Origin of the sequence: Candidatus Burkholderia verschuerenii (assembly GCF_001189365.1) — a bacterium.
Lineage (GTDB): Bacteria > Pseudomonadota > Gammaproteobacteria > Burkholderiales > Burkholderiaceae > Caballeronia > Caballeronia verschuerenii.
Genome location: NZ_LFJJ01000151.1, coordinates 1 through 14,316, shown reverse-complemented (window position 1 = coordinate 14,316; position 14,316 = coordinate 1). Strand labels below are relative to the sequence as shown.

At 62.3% G+C, this 14,316-nt stretch carries 11 protein-coding genes and 4 pseudogenes; 10 read left to right on the top strand and 5 right to left on the bottom strand.

The features are described from left to right. Positions 1 to 186: 186 nt before the first annotated feature. The 4 genes and pseudogenes from BVER_RS21210 to BVER_RS21195 all read left to right on the top strand — a co-directional run bounded on the left by BVER_RS21210 (position 187) and on the right by BVER_RS21195 (position 3,121). Positions 187 to 1,158: a LysR family transcriptional regulator gene (locus BVER_RS21210; protein ID WP_050454970.1), complete on the top strand. Its 972-nt coding sequence runs from the start codon at positions 187 to 189 to the stop codon at positions 1,156 to 1,158. Positions 1,159 to 1,193: 35 nt separating this feature from the next. Further along, positions 1,194 to 1,772 carry a cysteine dioxygenase family protein gene (locus BVER_RS21205; protein WP_050454969.1) on the top strand — a complete coding sequence of 193 codons (579 nt, stop codon included), beginning with the start codon at positions 1,194 to 1,196 and terminating at the stop codon, positions 1,770 to 1,772. A gap of 72 nt (positions 1,773 to 1,844) precedes the next feature. Further along, positions 1,845 to 2,470 (top strand): annotated as a pseudogene (locus BVER_RS21200) (glutathione S-transferase family protein). Positions 2,471 to 2,485: 15 nt separating this feature from the next. Continuing rightward, positions 2,486 to 3,121, top strand: coding sequence for a glutathione S-transferase family protein (locus BVER_RS21195; protein WP_050454968.1), 636 nt, complete (start codon positions 2,486 to 2,488; stop codon positions 3,119 to 3,121). Positions 3,122 to 3,172: 51 nt separating this feature from the next. Here the strand turns inward: BVER_RS21195 and BVER_RS21190 are convergent, their stop codons facing one another. Beyond that, positions 3,173 to 3,421 (bottom strand): hypothetical protein, encoded by a 249-nt coding sequence (locus BVER_RS21190; protein ID WP_050454967.1) that lies wholly within the window; start codon positions 3,419 to 3,421, stop codon positions 3,173 to 3,175. Positions 3,422 to 3,684: 263 nt separating this feature from the next. Here BVER_RS21190 and BVER_RS21185 point away from each other — a divergent pair. After that, positions 3,685 to 5,326 (top strand): annotated as a pseudogene (locus tag BVER_RS21185) (acyl-CoA synthetase). Between the two features lie 14 nt (positions 5,327 to 5,340). Further along, positions 5,341 to 6,120, top strand: a pseudogene (locus BVER_RS21180) (enoyl-CoA hydratase). Positions 6,121 to 6,125: 5 nt separating this feature from the next. Here the strand turns inward: BVER_RS21180 and BVER_RS21175 are convergent. After that, the gene (locus BVER_RS21175; RefSeq protein ID WP_050454966.1) at positions 6,126 to 6,515 is read right to left on the bottom strand and encodes a DUF779 domain-containing protein; all 390 of its coding nucleotides are present in this window, start codon (positions 6,513 to 6,515) and stop codon (positions 6,126 to 6,128) included. Positions 6,516 to 6,588: 73 nt separating this feature from the next. Then, positions 6,589 to 8,109: an aldehyde dehydrogenase gene (adh, locus tag BVER_RS21170; protein ID WP_050454965.1), complete on the bottom strand. Its 1,521-nt coding sequence runs from the start codon at positions 8,107 to 8,109 to the stop codon at positions 6,589 to 6,591. Positions 8,110 to 8,619: 510 nt separating this feature from the next. On the opposite strand from adh, the pseudogene BVER_RS21160 reads away from it, so the two are divergent. The 3 genes and pseudogenes from BVER_RS21160 to BVER_RS21155 all read left to right on the top strand — a co-directional run bounded on the left by BVER_RS21160 (position 8,620) and on the right by BVER_RS21155 (position 10,992). Then, positions 8,620 to 10,004, top strand: a pseudogene (locus BVER_RS21160) (L-lactate MFS transporter). A 14-nt stretch (positions 10,005 to 10,018) separates the two neighbouring features. Then, complete coding sequence (locus BVER_RS34330) at positions 10,019 to 10,285, top strand: hypothetical protein (protein ID WP_232316693.1); 267 nt, start codon at positions 10,019 to 10,021, stop codon at positions 10,283 to 10,285. 401 nt (positions 10,286 to 10,686) lie between these two features. After that, positions 10,687 to 10,992, top strand: coding sequence for a high-potential iron-sulfur protein (locus tag BVER_RS21155; protein WP_050454963.1), 306 nt, complete (start codon positions 10,687 to 10,689; stop codon positions 10,990 to 10,992). Here the strand turns inward: BVER_RS21155 and BVER_RS21150 are convergent. Together BVER_RS21150 and BVER_RS21145 are read right to left on the bottom strand one after the other, a co-directional pair. Beyond that, positions 10,933 to 11,520: a DUF4019 domain-containing protein gene (locus BVER_RS21150; RefSeq protein ID WP_157056157.1), complete on the bottom strand. Its 588-nt coding sequence runs from the start codon at positions 11,518 to 11,520 to the stop codon at positions 10,933 to 10,935. The two genes, BVER_RS21155 and BVER_RS21150, sit on opposite strands and share 60 nt — an antisense overlap. 193 nt (positions 11,521 to 11,713) lie before the next feature. Then, a complete protein-coding gene (locus BVER_RS21145) occupies positions 11,714 to 12,328 on the bottom strand; it encodes a hypothetical protein (protein ID WP_083452288.1) in 615 nt (204 codons plus the stop codon). 425 nt (positions 12,329 to 12,753) lie between these two features. On the opposite strand from BVER_RS21145, the gene BVER_RS21140 reads away from it, so the two are divergent. Then, positions 12,754 to 14,070 (top strand): MFS transporter, encoded by a 1,317-nt coding sequence (locus tag BVER_RS21140; protein WP_050454961.1) that lies wholly within the window; start codon positions 12,754 to 12,756, stop codon positions 14,068 to 14,070. The last annotated feature ends 246 nt before the right edge of the window (positions 14,071 to 14,316 follow it).

Genomic DNA, 14,316 nt, shown 5'->3' with positions numbered 1-14,316 from the left:
CTTACCCGGAACAATGGACTCCAGTCGTCCCCATATCTCATCGGTCAGCAACATTCGACTCATCTTGATCGCTTACGCAAAAGATGAGATGTAAACACATTTCTTCAAATGTGAACAGAGCCTAGGACCGACACTGCGCATGGACACCAACAAGGCCGCCGAGAGCCGGACGCCGGAGCGAACAAGATGAAACTGGAAGACATCCATGCATTCGTCGCGGTGGTGCGTCAAGCGTCGATCACGGGCGCGGCCGAAGCGCTGCTGACGCGGCAGCCCGCCATCACGCGGCGCGTGCAGAGCCTGGAAAAGGATCTGGGCGTAGTGCTGCTCGACCGCAATGTGAAGCCGAGCCGTCCCACGCAGGTCGGGCGGCGCGTGTACGAGCTGTGCATCAACGTCGTGCGGGATATCGAGCTGATCGAGGAACTGGTGCGCGAGGATGCCGCGCCGTCGGGCCGTCTGCGGCTGGGTGTCGCCGAAGTGCTGGCGGAACTCGCGCTGCTCGATGCCGTGCCCGAATTGCGTCGCGAATATCCCGACGTGCAGATCGAAGTCGCGTCGGGATGGAGCACCGAAGTCATCACGCGGCTGCGCGAATCCGCGGTCGATGCAGCCATCGCCGTGCTGCCCGAAGGCACGCGCTTCGAGTCGGGCATGGCGGCATCGTCGATCGGCGTATTGCCGATGGTCGTGGTCGCGCAAAAAGGCGCGGTCAGCGGACGCAAGCGGCTTGCCGAACTGCACGGCATGGAATGGGTGCTCAGCCCCGAAGGATGCGGCTTCCGCGATTTGCTGCGGCGCGCCTTCAGCGATCAGGGCCTGCCGTTCTCGGTCAAGATCGCGACCTTCGGCACCGAACAGAAACTCGGCCTGGTCGCGCGCGGCGCGGGTCTCGGCTTCGTGCCGGAAAGCATGCTGGAGTCGAGCCAGTATGCGTCGCAGTTGCAGCGCATCGATCTCGCCGACTTTATGCCGATGCCGCATATCTGGCGCGTGCATCCCGAGAATCTTGGCCGTTCGGCGGACTGCGTGCAGCGCTTCGGCGAAGTGACCATCGAGGAACTCGCGTCGCTCGGCATGCCGCGCACACCGGCTACGCCCGTCCGACAACAACGCGCGCGTCCGTCGCGCGCCGCATCGCACAAAGAGGAAGGCTGAACCGCATCGAACTTAAAACGTGACAGGAGACCGACATGAGCATTTCGCGCTTGCGCGATTTCGTCAGCGAAGCAACCGATATCGTCCGTGACGGCGTGCCCGAAACCGTCGTGCTCGACAGCATGCGCGCGCCGATGGCGCGTCTGCTCGAATCCGACGACTGGCTGCCGGATGCCTTCGCCAAGCCGCATCCCGAGTATTACCAGCAGTATCTGCTGCACTGCGATCCGAAGCAGCGCTTCTCCGTGGTGAGCTTCGTGTGGGGACCGGGCCAGAAGACGCCGATCCACGATCACACCGTCTGGGGCATGATCGGCATGCTGCGCGGCTCGGAAGAAGCGACGCGTTTCGAGATGCGCGAAGCCGGCACGCCGATGCTCGCCAGCGAAATCGCCGTACTCGAACAGGGCGATATCGATTGCGTGTCGCCGAGCGGCGACGACGTGCATCAGGTGCGCAACGTGTTCGACGATCGCGTGTCGATCAGCATCCATGTGTACGGCGGCAATATCGGGCGCGTGAAGCGTCACGTATTCGATCGCGATACGAGCCGCGCGAAGGAGTTCGTCTCGGGGTTTTCATCGACCGTCGTGCCGAATCTGTGGGCCGGCTGAAAGGCCCGTTAAGCGCTTAGCGGTTATCCTTCACGCAGTTCCCAACGATTCTACCTGTGGAGGATTCGGCGAATGCTGACCATCTGGGGCCGCGTCAACTCGGTCAACGTGCAGAAGGTGCTGTGGTGCTGCAAGGAACTCGATCTCGCGTATGACCGCATCGACGCGGGCATGCAGTTCGGCCGCAACACCGCGCCCGACTATCTCGCGATGAACCCGATGGGCAAGGTGCCCACGCTTGTCGACGGCGACTTCACGCTGTGGGAGTCGAACTCGATCCTGCGTTATCTCGCGATGCAATACGCGCCCGATCACACCATCTACCCCGCCGCGCCGAAGCATCGCGCGAGCGTGGATCGCTGGCTCGACTGGACGCTTTCGACCTTGCAGCCCGCCGAGCGCCCGCTGTTCTGGGGCACCATCCGCACGCCGCCCGCCGAACGCGATACCGCGCAACTCGAAGCGCACGCGCGCGAAAACGACAAGCTGTGGCGCGTCGTCGACTCGCAGTTGAAAGGCCGCGATTATCTCGAAGCCGATGCCTCATGCTGGCCGATCTCGTCGTCGGCGCCTATGCGCGGCGCTGGTTCGGCATGCCCGACGTACAACGCACGCCCTTGCCCGATCTCGAACGCTGGTACGCGAAACTCGGCTCGCGGCCCGGCTTTCAGCGTCACGTCGCGCCGCCGCTCAGCTGATTATCCATCGACACCATGAGCATCGAACTTCATACGTGGGACACGCCGAACGGACGCAAGATCAGCGTCGCGCTCGAAGAAATGGGCCTGCCGTATAGCGTCAAGACGGTGAATATCACCAAAGGCGAGCAGCACGCGGCGGATTTTCTGCGCATCAGCCCGAACAACCGCATTCCGACCATCGTCGATTCCGATGGTCCCGAGGGCGCGCCGATCAGTGTGTTCGAATCCGGCGCGATCCTGCTCTATCTCGGCGAAAAGACCGGCCAATTTTTGCCCGCGACGTTGCGCGAACGCGTGCCGGTACTGGAATGGCTGATGTGGCAAATGGGCGGCTTCGGCCCGATGCCCGGACAAGTGCATCACTTCCGCGCGGTCGAAGCGGAAGCGGATCGCCGTTACGGGCTGGAGCGATATTCGAACGAGACGCGCCGTTTGTATCGCGTGCTCGATACGCGTCTGAGCCAGGTGGAATACGTGGCGGGCGCGCTGTCCGTGGCCGATTTCGCGATTCTCGGTTGGGCATGGCGGCACGAACGGCATCAGGTTTCGCTCGACGAATTTCCCAACGTCAAGCGCTGGTATGACGCGCTGTTCGAGCGGCCCGGCGTTCAGCGCGGTTTCGCGGTGAAGCTCGACGACAAGCCTTGATGCAGCAAGCCGCCGCGCCCGTCATCAAGGACGTGGCGGCAAACGCATGGCTTAGCGACGCGCGCGATATTCCGCTGCCGCGTTCAACTCGGCCTTTGCCTGACGCAGCAATTCCTCGGCCTTGAGCGCGTGCCCGTCGAACTGGTCATGACCGTCGCGGCGCATGTTTTCGATGCGCCCGAGCGTCTGGTCGATCATCTGCTGGGCCGGGCCGAAATCGTAGTGATTCATTTGCGCCATCGCGATGGCGGCGGTCAGCGCGAGACCGGCGAATGTCAATGCAGCGGCGATGCGTTTCATATCGTTACCCTTACTAAATTGCAAGATTGATCCGACTGCCCGCACAACGCGGATCGGTTCGCGCGAGCAGTGCCGTCATTAACGCGTGCATGCCGCCCGAGTTGACGCATCGGGCGCGCAGCGCGATTTCCGTTGATTACGAGATATCGAGCAGTGCAAGCGTCTGCGTCGGCAAGACGCGATGATCGTCAATTGGCTGCGGCCTGTCAGTCGCGCGTAAGATACGTTCCGTAAGGCGACATCAGAACGCAACGGGAGAGACGATGACAACGAGCATGTACGACGAAAGCCTGCCGAAAACCGACGCCAACTTCGCGGTGCTCACGCCGCTGACGTTTATCGAGCGCGCGACGTCGGTGTATCCGATGCGCCCCGCCGTCGTGCATGGCGGCGTGCGGCGCAATTGGGCGCAAACCTACGAGCGCGCGCGGCGGCTCGCCTCGGCGCTGGTCGCGCGCGGGATCGGCATCGGCGATACGGTGGCGGCCATGCTGCCGAACACGCCGGAAATGGTGGAAGCGCATTTCGGCGTGCCCATGACGGGCGCGGTCCTTAACACGCTGAACACGCGGCTCGATGCCGCCACGCTCGGCTTCATGCTCACGCACGGCGAAGCCAAGGTAGTGCTGGTCGATCGCGAGTTCTCCGGCGTTGAGCGATGCGCTGGAGAACGTGCCGCAGCCGATCATCGTGATCGACGTCGACGATCCGCAATACACCGGCGATGGCGAACGCATCGGCGAAATCGAATACGAGGCGCTGCTTGCATCGGGCGATCCGGACTATGCTTGGCAGACGCCATCGGACGAATGGAACGCGATCTGCCTAAACTACACCTCGGGCACGACGAGCAATCCGAAGGGCGTGGTCTATCACCATCGCGGTGCGTACACGAACGCGATCAGCAACGTGCTCGAATGGGACATGCCCAAGCACGCGGTGTATCTCTGGACCCTGCCGATGTTCCATTGCAACGGCTGGTGCTTTCCGTGGACGGTCGCGGCGCACGCGGGCGTGAACGTCTGTCTGCGCCGCGTCGATGCGAAGGCCATCTTCGAGTTGATCCGCAACGAAGGCGTCACGCATTACTGCGGCGCGCCGATCGTGCATAACCTGCTGGTGAACGCGCCGGAAGACGTCAAGGCCGGCATCACCCACACCGTCCGCGCGATGGTCGCGGGCGCCGCACCGCCCGCCGCGATGATCGAAGGCATGGAGCGCATGGGCTTCGAACTCACGCATGTGTACGGCCTGACCGAAGTCTACGGCCCGGCCACCGTCTGCGCGCAGCAGGCCGAACGGAGCGCGCTGGATATCGGCGAACGCGCGCGGCTCAATGCGCGGCAAGGCGTGCGTTATCACTTGCAGGACGCCGTCAGCGTGCGCGATCCGCTCAGCATGGAACCCGTTCCGCTCGACGGCGAGACTATCGGCAAGATCATGTTTCGCGGCAATATCGCGATGAAGGGTTATCTGAAGAATCCGGCCGCCACGCAGGAAGCGTTTCGCGGCGGCTGGTTTCATACCGGCGATCTGGCGGTCGCGTATCCGGATGGTTATGTGCGCATAAAGGATCGCAGCAAGGACATCATCATTTCCGGAGGCGAGAATATTTCGAGCATCGAAGTCGAGGACGTGCTGTACCGGCATCCGGCGGTGATGGCGGTCGCCGTCGTCGCCAAGCCCGACGCGCGCTGGGGCGAAACGCCGTGCGCCTTCGTCGAGCTGAAGAACGGCGCGCAGGCCACGGCGGAAGAACTGATCGCGCATTGCAAGCAGCATCTCGCCGGTTTCAAGGTGCCGCGCGCGGTCGAGTTCTGCGAATTGCCGAAGACATCCACCGGCAAGATCCAGAAGTTCGAGTTGCGCAAGCGCGCGGGCTCGGTCGCCGCCATCGACGTCTGAAGGAGAACATTGTCATGAGCGATCTGGTTCTGATCGAACGCGATCTTCACGATGTACGCGGCGCGGTCGGCCTCACGCTGAATCGTCCCGAAGCGTTCAACGCGCTGTCCGAAGCCATGCTCGATGCACTGGAGCGCGCGCTGCAGGACGTCGCCGCATCCGATGCGCGCGTGGTCGTGCTCTCGGGTGCTGGCCGCGCGTTCTGCGCCGGACACGATCTCAAGGAAATGCGCGCCGCGCCTGGTGTCGATTACTACCGCGACCTGTTCGCGCGTTGCTCGCGCATGATGCTCACGATCCAGCGCATGCCGCAGCCGGTCATCGCGCGCGTGCATGGCATCGCGACGGCGGCGGGTTGTCAACTGGTCGCGATGTGCGATCTCGCGGTGGCATCGAGCGAGGCGCGTTTCGCGGTATCAGGTGTCAATCTCGGGCTGTTCTGCGCGACGCCGAGCGTCGCCGCTCACGCGCAACGTGTCGCGCAAGGCGGCCTTCGAAATGCTCGTCACCGGCGATTTCATCGATGCGCAAACGGCGAAGGAGCGCGGGCTCGTGAATCGCGTGGCATCGCCCGGTGAACTCGACGACGCGCTGCGGACGCTTACCGCGAACATCGCCGCCAAGCCGCGCGCGGCGGTCGCGGCGGGCAAGGGATTGTTCTATCGGCAGCTCGAAACCGGGATCGAGCAGGCTTATGCGCTGGCATCGGAGACGATGGCCTGCAACATGATGGAGACGACACGCTGGAAGGGACGCAGGCGTTCATCGAGAAACGCCCGCCCCACTGGAACTGACAACGCTACTGCACATGCTCGACCGGATGCTGTTCGAGCCACGCGTTCTCGTCGTCGCTATACAGACGCGAACGCGTGAGAAAGCGCAATCCCGAAGGCCGCTCCAGTGAAAACATGCCGCCGTTGCCCGGCACTGCATCGATGATCAGTTGCGTGTGCTGCCAGTACTCGAACTGCGATTCGGTCATATAGAACGGCACGCCGCCGATTTCGCCCAACTTCACGTCCGATCCGCCGACCATGAATTCGTTGACCGGAAAGCACATCGGCGCGCTGCCGTCGCAACATCCGCCGGATTGATGCAACAGGATTTCGCCGTGTTCCGCGCGGAGCTTGCCGATCAGTTCGAGTGCGGCAGGCGTCGCCGTGACGCGTAATACCTCTTCTTCGCTCATGATGTCCCCGTCGCGTTAAAAGACAAAAAGCCGCCGCATGTCATACGCGGCGGCTCGTTTGCATCGTCGGCGATCAGAAGAAGCCGAGCGGCTTGTCGCTATAGCTGACGAGCATGTTCTTCGTCTGCTGATAGTGATCGAGCATCATCTTGTGATTCTCGCGGCCGATGCCCGACTGCTTGTAGCCGCCGAACGCCGCATGCGCCGGATACGCGTGATAGCAGTTGGTCCACACGCGGCCCGCCTGAATCGCACGGCCGAAGCGATACGCGCGCGTGCCGTCGCGCGTCCACACGCCCGCGCCCAGACCGTAGAGCGTATCGTTGGCGATTTCGAGCGCTTCCTCTTCGGTCTTGAAGGTCGTGACGGACAGCACCGGCCCGAAGATTTCCTCCTGGAAGATGCGCATCTTGTTGTTGCCCTTGAAGACCGTCGGCTTGATGTAGTAGCCGTTCTTCAATTCGCCGTCGAGCGGATTGCGTTCGCCGCCGCTCAGGCATTCCGCGCCTTCCTGCTTGCCGAGATCGATATACGACAGGATCTTTTCCAGCTGCTCCTGCGATGCCTGAGCGCCGATCATCGTCTTGCTGTCGAGCGGATGGCCTTGCTGAATGGCGGCGACGCGCTTGAGCGCACGCTCCATGAAGCGCTCGTAGATCGACTCCTGAATCAGCGCGCGCGACGGACACGTACACACTTCGCCCTGATTCAGCGCGAACATCGTGAAGCCTTCGAGCGCCTTGTCGACGAAGCTGTCGTCGACGCTCATCACATCGTCGAAGAAGATATTCGGGCTCTTGCCGCCCAGTTCCAGCGTGACCGGAATCAGGTTCTGGCTCGCGTACTGCATGATCAGGCGGCCGGTCGTCGTCTCGCCCGTGAAGGCGATCTTCGCGATGCGCTTGTTCGATGCCAGCGGCTTGCCCGCTTCCAGCCCGAAGCCGTTGACCACGTTGATCACGCCCGGCGGCAGCAGATCGCCGATGGTTTCCATCAGCACCATGATCGACGCGGGCGTCTGCTCGGCCGGCTTCAGCACGACGCAATTGCCGGCGGCGAGCGCGGGCGCGAGCTTCCAGATCGCCATCAGGATCGGGAAATTCCACGGAATGATCTGGCCGACCACGCCGAGCGGCTCGTGGAAGTGATACGCGACCGTATCGTGATCGATCTCGGAGATGCCGCCTTCCTGCGTACGCGCGGCGCTCGCGAAGTAGCGCAGATGGTCGATCGCCAGCAGGATATCGGCGGCCATCGTCTCGCGCAGCGGCTTGCCGTTGTCAATCGATTCGGCGACGGCCAGACGCGCCAGATTCTGCTCCATGCGATCGGCGATCTTCATCAGCACGTTCGCACGATCGGCGACGGCCGTATTGCCCCACGCGGTCTTGGCGGCGTGCGCGGCATCCAGCGCGGCTTCGATGTCGGCTTCGCGCGAGCGCGCGATCGACGTGAACGGTTCGCCCGTGATCGGCGAAATGTTGTCGAAATACTCACCGCCCAAAGGCGCGACCCACTTGCCGCCAATGAAGTTGCCGTATTGCTTCTTGTACGGGTACTCGGTGCTCAGGAACTGCATCTCTGCGTGATTCATCTCTATGTGCTCCTCGCATGTCGACGTGAACGGGCGGCGCAATCGAGTTTCGCGGGTTGCTCGCCGCCGCGTGCCTTTGTATGCGAGTTTCGTGCCATCGCGCGTTGTATACGAAGGGGAAGCGCGCAAAGCATTGCCGCATATAGGCGCGCGATTCTGATTCGACGATTGGCGCGCCGCAGCATGCACTTGTCGATGCTGTTCACATTCGAAACACCTGTGTCCCGCTGTAGCGATGCGATACAGAGAATCGCGCCTCGGAAAGCGCGGGATTCTGGACAGGCTTACGCGCGACATACGGGCAATTGCTTATGGCACGACCATTCATATTGCCAAGCGCATCGCACTTGTCTATGTTGAGGCCCAACCGTTGCGTATCGGCATTCGAATATGTCCCATCGTTGCAGGTACGGAGCGGCGGACTGCTGCGCCGCACATCGCGCACGGCCACACCAAAGCAAAGAGATGAGCGCGCCACGCCCAGACTACCGGCGCGCCACGGAGACCACGATGAACAGCACCATTAATCAAGGGGCCGCGCCTGGCCCGCACGGCTTCTTTTCGAAAGAAGCGACGATCGCCCGACCCGGCTTTTCACGCTGGATGGTGCCGCCCGCCGCGCTCGCGGTCCATTTATGCATCGGGCAGGCCTATGCGTTTTCGGTGTTCAACGCGCCGTTGACGAAGATCGTCGGCATCACCCAGTCCGCGCCCGACGACTGGTCGCTGACCACGCTCGGCTGGATCTTTTCGCTGGCGATCGTGTTCCTCGGTCTGTCGGCGGCGTTCGCCGGCAAGTGGCTCGAAAAGGTCGGCCCGCGACGCACGATGTTTACCGCCGCCTGCTGCTTCGGCGGCGGCTTTCTGGTATCGGCGCTCGGCGTCTACCTGCATCAGATCGTGCTGCTGTATCTCGGCTATGGCGTGATCGGCGGCATCGGGCTGGGGCTGGGTTACGTGTCGCCGGTGTCGACGCTGATCCGCTGGTTTCCGGACCGTCGCGGCATGGCGACCGGCATGGCGATCATGGGCTTCGGCGGCGGCGCGATGATCGCCGCGCCCGGCTCCGTCGCGCTGATGAACCACTTCAAGAGCGCGACCAGCGTCGGCGTGGCCGAGACCTTCGTCGTGCTCGGCGTGCTCTATTTCATCTCGATGACCATCGGCGCGCTCGCCATCCGCATTCCGCCCGCCGACTGGAAGCCGGCCGGCTGGACGCCGCCGGCGACGGCCAACAAGATGATCACGAAGAACCACGTGCATATCGATCAGGCGCTCAAGACGCCGCAGTTCTATCTGCTGTGGCTGGTGCTGTTCCTGAACGTGACGGCGGGCATCGGCGTGCTGGGGTAGGCGTCGGTGATGATCCAGGAGAGCTTCAAGTCGACCATCACGGCGGGCGCGGCGGCGGGCTTCGTCGGGCTGCTGTCGCTGTTCAACATGGGCAGACGCTCTTCGTGTGGGCATCGGCATCGGACTGGGTCGGGCGCAAGAATACGTACTTCATTTTCTTCGTGCTCGGCGCGATCCTGTATTTCCTCGTGCCGCAGTTCGCGCAGTCGGGAAGCATCGCGTTGTTCGTGCTGGCGTACGGCATCATCCTGTCGATGTACGGCGGCGGCTTCGCGACCATTCCGGCCTATCTCGCGGACATGTTCGGCACGGCCTTCGTCGGCGGCATTCACGGACGTCTGTTGACGGCGTGGGCGGCGGCGGGGATCGCGGGACCGGTGGTGGTGAACTACGTGCGCGCGTATCAGGTCGCGCACGGCGTGACCGGCGCGGATGCCTACACGATGACGCTGCACATCATAGCGTCGCTGCTGGTGGTGGGCTTCGTCTGCAATCTGCTCGTGTCGCGCGTGCACGAGAAGCATCACATGCAAACCGCCTGATCGAGGAGACCGATATGAACAACGAATACCAAGGCGGCTCGTCCAACAAGGGACTGCTGGTGCTGTTCTGGCTGTATGTGCTGATTCCGCTTGGCGTGGGGCGTGACCAATACGATCACACAGGCCGCGAAGCTGTTTCATTGATGTTAAGTCGATGCGGCGTTGACTCCGCATCGACGCAGAAAACGCGCCGGGAAAGCGAAGCCTTCGCTTGTTCCCGGCGCGCGATTCAAGGCGCGCATCGCCGCGCGCTGCTCAGTGACCTTTCTCCTTCAGCTTGATCAAGCTCCGGCGCGCGAGCGCGCTCATGCAAAGCGAGCCGCCCACCAGCGCGGCCATGTAGATGCCGGCCAAAAGCCAATCTGTTCCAGTCACCGTCTTGCTCCTTCGAAAAGATCCGCAGCCGGGGCGCCGCGGGGTTCATCATTCAGATTGCACAGCGTACTGACCTGATTTACGGCAGGCGCGCGCACGCGACAAGCGAAATAAAGGGCGTAGAAAGCACGTTGCAAGAAGTTGCTCATTTGCTGAGCGCAGAAAAGCGACCGGGCGTGCGCTTGGCGTCGTCTATCCCGAAGCGCGTACGTCCGGCTCGGCGTATCGTTCCGATGGCGCGCTTGCGGTCGAATCGCCGTCGATGCGCGCGCCGCCTCCCCACATACAAAAACGGAAGACATACGACATGAAAGCATCGCGCCGTCAGTTCGTGATCGGCAGTATCGGCATGGGTGCGTCGCTCTGGCTCGCGCGAGCCGAAGCCGACGCGCCGCATCTGAGCGTCGCCGATCCGGCTGCGAAAGCCGTCGCCTATACGGAAGACGCATCGAAAATGGACAAGTCGAAGAACGCCGGCTTCGCCGACGGTCAGACCTGCGCGACCTGTTCGCTGTTTCAGGGCAAGTCGACCGATGCGTGGAGCGGCTGCACGCTATTCGCTGACAAGCTGGTGGCGGGACGCGGGTGGTGTACTTCGTGGACGAATATGTGAGCGCGCCGGACGACGATCAGCGGAGATCGCGTAACCCACGAAACGCCAGATGTTGTCCTGACCGAGCATGAACGTGACCATCTCGCGCGAGGACTGCGGCGCGTTGGCGAATTGCGTATCGAATGCCACGTTGACGAACGCGCCGGCCGGCATGTTGCCGGTGCCGTCGTATCGCAGATAACGCAGGCCCATCGGCATGCGCATGCCAGGCGCGCCCAGGGCGCCGCGATCGTGCGCGACCTTGGCGATGAAATCGTCGCGCGTGATCACCTTCTTTCCGATCAGCGACGCGTTGTCCCATACTTCGCCGACCTTGTCGGCATCGATCATTATGACGATGTCGAGCGCGACCTGCGCGATCGCCTGATCCTGCTTGTCGAGCGCTTCCTGCTGCTCGCGCGTGAGGCTCTGCACCGCGCGCTCCTGCGGTTGCTGCGCCTGCTGGGCGCGCTTGTATTCGAGCGATTCCTGTGCTTCCGACACCACGCCGAAGGACATCAGCGAGAGCGCGGCAAGCCAGAGTTTCATGTTGTTCATGGCGGGGCGAATGACATCGTGGTTCTCAGGGGAACCGATTGTAGGGCGTGATTTTTTTGGGACGGCCGTCAAAACCATATTTCGCGATGTCGAATGCCGCGCGCGACTTGAACGGAAGCATGGCCGGCCTGCCCGGCCATGCTCGTCACGCAACACGAAACAATCTGTTGCGCCCGATCGATGCTTACTTCACGAGCTTGCCGTTACGCGTCACGTCGATGGCTTCCGCCGCGAGATACGTCGCCATCACGCTGTCGCCGACCTTGAACTTGTCGAGCTGAATGTCCGGCTGAACCTGCAGCGTGACGGTGCGCTTCGGCGTGGAGAGCGTCACTTCGCGCGACTTCGCGTCGATCTGCTGGATCACCGCGACCACTTGCACGCCCTTCGTCTTCACGACCACACCGTTCGATGCCGGTTGAGTCTGCTCGGCGCTCACACGCGATTCGACGCCCTTCGGATCGACCTTGTCGGCGGACATCAGCAGCGCGCTGCGATACGCGACGTTCACGTCGTCGCCCACCTTCAGCTTCTTCACGTCGGCGACCGACGGATTGACGTCGATGACGACCAGATTGCCCTTCGGACCCTTCACTTCGACGCTGTTGGTGTCCGCCATGATCTTGGTGATCTTCGCGGTGAGGTTCACTGCGGCTGCATCGCCCACGCCGACGACGCTGGCGGCTTGCGGCGCGCTCGCGGCGGGCTGCGCCTGTGCGGCGGATATGGCCAGCACGGCCACGCTCGCGGCAGCCGTGGCGGAAATGAGACGGAAGAAGCGGGACTGACGTTGTTGCATGTGTTGCTCCAGACGATGAGACGGATCACGACGACCCGGATTGAAAAGCCGCGAAGTTTTCGTTTGCATCCGACGAGCCGGGCCACCCCTCCCGTCCCAACATTTCGAAAACTTTCGGCAATTTTCAGGTTGTCAGGGTGCCTAATCAACCCGCAAACGCTATGCGTTTAAGCAGGTTTGAAACATTCGGTTGAATTTCGTGTTGGAGCATACACGCGCATTGCTGTCGGTCATTCATCTTCTTTTTCATGCGCAGGAACACCGGTCATCACGATGCGATTAGTCAACGGGACAGCGGCTGTGGCTTGAATCGCGCGATGACGAGGGTTTACCCTTAATCATCCGCATCAAATTATTTGTTTTCTTATTTCAGTCGGGCGTAGGCTCCGAATGTTTGCCTCGTCCACACCAACGGAGCGCACTCGATGAGCACCGTCCTACCTGCATCCCATGCGGCCGCGCGCGATGCCGCGCTGACCTTGTCCGGCCGCCGCGCCATCGTGGTATCGACTATCGGCAACGCGCTCGAATGGTTCGACTTCATGGTGTACGGCTTCTTCGCCGTGATCATTTCGAAGCTGTATTTCCCCGCGACGAATCCGACCATCTCGCTGCTCGCGACCTGGGCGACCTTCGGCGTCGGCTTTCTGACGCGGCCGCTGGGCGGCATCGTGCTCGGCGCGGTGGCGGATCGCGTCGGACGGAAGTCGGCGCTGACGCTCACCAACTCGTTGATGGCGGTCGGCATCGCGATCATCGCGTTTGCGCCGACGTACGCGGCCATCGGCATCGCCGCGCCTTTGCTGATGCTGCTCGGGCGGCTGATCCAAGGCTTTTCGGCGGGCGGCGAAGTGGGCTGCGCGACGGCGTTTCTCGTCGAATACGCGCCGTCCAACCGGCGCGGTTATTTCGGCAGTTTTCAGATGGTCGCGCAGGCCGCCGCGAGTCTCGCCGGATCGTTCTTCGGCGCGGTGCTGACGCGCACGCTGAGTCCGGAGCATCTGAATAGCTGGGGCTGGCGCGTGCCGTTCGTAATCGGGCTGTTGATCGTGCCGGTCGGGCTGTATCTGCGCTCGAAGCTCGATGAATCGCCGGTGTTCGTCGAAAAAGCCGCGAACGACGAACTGACCACGCGCCCGATCCGCGATACCGCGACCAAGCACTGGATGCCCGTGCTCGCGGGTTTCGGACTGACGGTATTCGGGAGCATCGGCACCTACATCTTTCTGCTGTATCTGCCGACGCACGCGACGCGCGTGCTGCATATGGCGCTGACCGACGGCCTGATCAGTTCGACGATCGGCGCGCTCGTGTATCTCGTGTGCTGCCCGATCTTCGGCAGGCTGTCGGATCGTATCGGACGCAAGAAGCTGATGATGACGGCGCTGATTCTCGCGCTCGTGACTGCGTATCCGATTTTCGCGGTGCTGACGGCGCATCCGGTTTTGCCGGTGCTGGTCGTTTGCCAGGCGCTTTTGATGACTTATCTCGGCATCTTTCAAGGCTGTTATCCGGCGTTTATCTCCGAGTTGTTGCCGTCGAGCGTGCGATCGACGGGGATCTCGGTCAGCTACAACGTCGCGGTGATGATCTTCGGCGGCTTTGCGCCAGCGATCGTCAGTTGGCTGACCATGAGCACGGGCGATGCGCTTTCCATCTGCTATTACGTGATGTTCGGATGTGCTGTCGCGCTGGTGACGCTTATTCCGTTGCGGGATCGTTATAGCGAGGCGCTGCGTTGAGTCGTTCGTTGTAACCGAAGGAAACAGGTGCGTCGTGATTGCTTAAGTCTAGATTAAGAAAGTGGCCGTAGCCTGAGTACTGACCGACCCACCCCTCCTTACGGCCGCGCAAGCGGCCATTTTTTGTGCGCCGAGCATGCGCAACAGCTTGGGGGTGCAAGTTCCCTGTCCAGCCTGATGGGGCGAAGGCCTAGTGAAACGCAAGGGCGTCGTCGTGAGGCGGGGTCTGAAGGAAGCGTGTAGCAA

Excerpts from the sequence above, each read along its gene's own strand:
- BVER_RS21140 (WP_050454961.1), top strand. The coding sequence starts at position 12,754 with ATGAGCACCGTCCTACCTGCATCCCATGCGGCCGCGCGCGATGCCGCG.
- BVER_RS21145 (WP_083452288.1), bottom strand. The coding sequence starts at position 12,328 with ATGCAACAACGTCAGTCCCGCTTCTTCCGTCTCATTTCCGCCACGGCT.
- BVER_RS21195 (WP_050454968.1), top strand. The coding sequence starts at position 2,486 with ATGAGCATCGAACTTCATACGTGGGACACGCCGAACGGACGCAAGATC.
- BVER_RS21205 (WP_050454969.1), top strand. The coding sequence starts at position 1,194 with ATGAGCATTTCGCGCTTGCGCGATTTCGTCAGCGAAGCAACCGATATC.
- BVER_RS21190 (WP_050454967.1), bottom strand. The coding sequence starts at position 3,421 with ATGAAACGCATCGCCGCTGCATTGACATTCGCCGGTCTCGCGCTGACC.
- BVER_RS21175 (WP_050454966.1), bottom strand. The coding sequence starts at position 6,515 with ATGAGCGAAGAAGAGGTATTACGCGTCACGGCGACGCCTGCCGCACTC.
- BVER_RS21210 (WP_050454970.1), top strand. The coding sequence starts at position 187 with ATGAAACTGGAAGACATCCATGCATTCGTCGCGGTGGTGCGTCAAGCG.
- adh (WP_050454965.1), bottom strand. The coding sequence starts at position 8,109 with ATGAATCACGCAGAGATGCAGTTCCTGAGCACCGAGTACCCGTACAAG.
- BVER_RS21155 (WP_050454963.1), top strand. The coding sequence starts at position 10,687 with ATGAAAGCATCGCGCCGTCAGTTCGTGATCGGCAGTATCGGCATGGGT.
- BVER_RS34330 (WP_232316693.1), top strand. The coding sequence starts at position 10,019 with ATGAACAACGAATACCAAGGCGGCTCGTCCAACAAGGGACTGCTGGTG.
- BVER_RS21150 (WP_157056157.1), bottom strand. The coding sequence starts at position 11,520 with ATGAAACTCTGGCTTGCCGCGCTCTCGCTGATGTCCTTCGGCGTGGTG.